Genomic DNA, 2,151 nt, shown 5'->3' with positions numbered 1-2,151 from the left:
ATATGATAGATTTCTAATTATCAACGTTCATGATAAGTGGCGGTAGCGTGGTAAATTAGGTCGCATTTTGTTGTATAGATAGCGTTATGTGCTTTTTTTCTAAAACCCGCCAGATTCACTAAAACTTTTTTCTAGCTAGCCGCATCGGTTGTTTTGAATTAGCCCCCTTTAGAATGCCGTTTTGATACCTTATTTTGGCTAAAATTGGGTGTTTTAAGTGTCTGTTTTTGCTGGTTTTGTTTTTGTTGAGAACTTTCAGGTAAATGGTAGTCTTCACATCAAATGTTTTTGGAGCTACAGCATGGAAAAATCAAAGCAATCATATAATCAAGTGAACTTCTCACATCAGGACTTGCAAGAATATATCTTTAGCAATTGTACTTTTATACATTGTAATTTTAAGCGCTCAAACCTTCGAGATACACAGTTCATTAACTGTACTTTCATAGAGCAGGGGGCACTAGAAGGGTGCGATTTTTCTTATGCTGATCTTCGAGATGCTTCATTTAAAGATTGTCAGCTTTCAATGTCCCATTTTAAGGGGGCAAATTGCTTTGGTATTGAACTGAGAGATTGCGATCTTAAAGGCGCAAATTTTAGCCAAGTTAGTTTTGTAAATCAGGTTTCGAATAAAATGTACTTTTGCTCTGCATACATAACAGGTTGTAACTTATCCTATGCCAATTTAGAGCAGCAGCTTATTGAAAAATGTGACCTGTTCGAAAATAGATGGATTGGTGCAAATCTTCGAGGTGCTTCATTTAAAGAATCAGATTTAAGTCGTGGCGTTTTTTCGGAAGACTGCTGGGAACAGTTTAGAGTACAAGGCTGTGATTTAAGTCATTCAGAGCTTTATGGTTTAGATCCTCGAAAGATTGATCTTACAGGTGTAAAAATATGCTCGTGGCAACAGGAGCAGTTACTGGAGCAATTAGGGGTAATCATTGTTCCTGACTAAGCGCAAGACTCGGCTACGCACATAACAAACGGCTCAAGAGGGATTGCCAACGCGTGGCGGCTTTAGTGCAAAATTGAAGTTCAGTGTTTACAGTGTTTTTTTTGAGTTCGGCGGTGCGTTGTCAACCCCTTAGCCGGGCGTTATGCAACTCAGGTAAATTTAGGGGTTCAATCTTTTGGGATTTCTCCGGCTATTCGTTTTGTGTTGTCGGCAAATGGGCATTTTTACCTTCAAATTCTTGGCTAACTCAAACCGTAAAACAAGCAAGGTTCTTGGTTTGCCTCAATCAGTTTTAGTGCTGGTTTGTTGTCAATTTAGCGTGCGCAAAGTGTGGAAAGAGCAAGTTATTCGATTATTTCGTACTTGCTGAAAGTCTTGCTCGGTGAGTTTGTCTAATTCAAAAGCTTGGTTTGTTGTTGAAAGGTGGACTTTGTTTTGGCGGCTAATTTATCACAGTTCTTGCTTGGGTTGGTTCTTGAATCACTCAACCATTGCAATCGTGGCTTTTGATCGAGTAAAGTCAGTTTATCTTATTGAATTTGCATAACAAACGGTTAAAGAGGGACTGCCAACGCGTGGCGGTTTTTGTTCAAATCGGCCTTTGTGATTACGGTTGTTATTTTGAGTTCAGTGTTTTGCGTTGTCAGCCCCTTAACCGGGCGTTATGCAACTCAGGTAAATTTAGGGGTTCAATCTTTTTAGATTTCTCCGGCCATTCGTTTTGTGTTGTCGGCAAATGAGCATTTTTACCCTAAAATTCGTGGTGAACTCAAGCCGTAAAACAGGCAAGGTTCTTTGTTTGCCTTAATGAGTTTTGGTGCTGGTTTGTTGTCAATTCAGCGGGCGCAAAGTGTAGAAAGGGCAAGTTTATCGAGCATTTTGTGCTTGCTGAAAGTCTTGCTTGTTGAGTTTGTCTGGTTCAAAAGCTTGGTTTGTTGCTGCAAGGTGGGCTTTGTTTTGGCGGCTTATTTATCACAGTTCTTGCTTGGGCTGATTCTTGAATCACTCAACCATTGCAATTGTGGTTTTTGATCGAGTAAAGTCAGTTTATCTTATTGAATTTGCATAACAAACGGCTCAAAATGGATTGCCAACGCTTGGCGACTTTAGTGCAAAATTGAAGTTTAGTGTTTACAGTGTGTTTTTTGGGTTCGGCGGTGCGTTTCTAACCCCTTAGCCGGGCGTTAGGGCTC

The 2,151-nt window shown here is 40.1% G+C and carries 1 protein-coding gene; it reads left to right on the top strand.

The window, feature by feature from the left end:
• The first annotated feature begins 301 nt into the window (after positions 1-301).
• The gene (locus AACQ42_RS01410) at positions 302-958 is read left to right on the top strand and encodes a QnrVC family quinolone resistance pentapeptide repeat protein (RefSeq protein WP_017046133.1); all 657 of its coding nucleotides are present in this window, start codon (positions 302-304) and stop codon (positions 956-958) included.
• Positions 959-2,151 lie beyond the last annotated feature (1,193 nt).

The sequence above is a fragment of the Vibrio sp. V12_P9A6T4 genome, from assembly GCF_963874835.1.
Classification (GTDB): domain Bacteria; phylum Pseudomonadota; class Gammaproteobacteria; order Enterobacterales; family Vibrionaceae; genus Vibrio; species Vibrio anguillarum.
This window is presented reverse-complemented; position numbering and strand designations above follow the sequence as displayed.

Bases quoted from the DNA above. Each gene is read 5' to 3' on its own strand.
- AACQ42_RS01410 (WP_017046133.1), top strand. From the start codon at position 302: ATGGAAAAATCAAAGCAATCATATAATCAAGTGAACTTCTCACATCAG.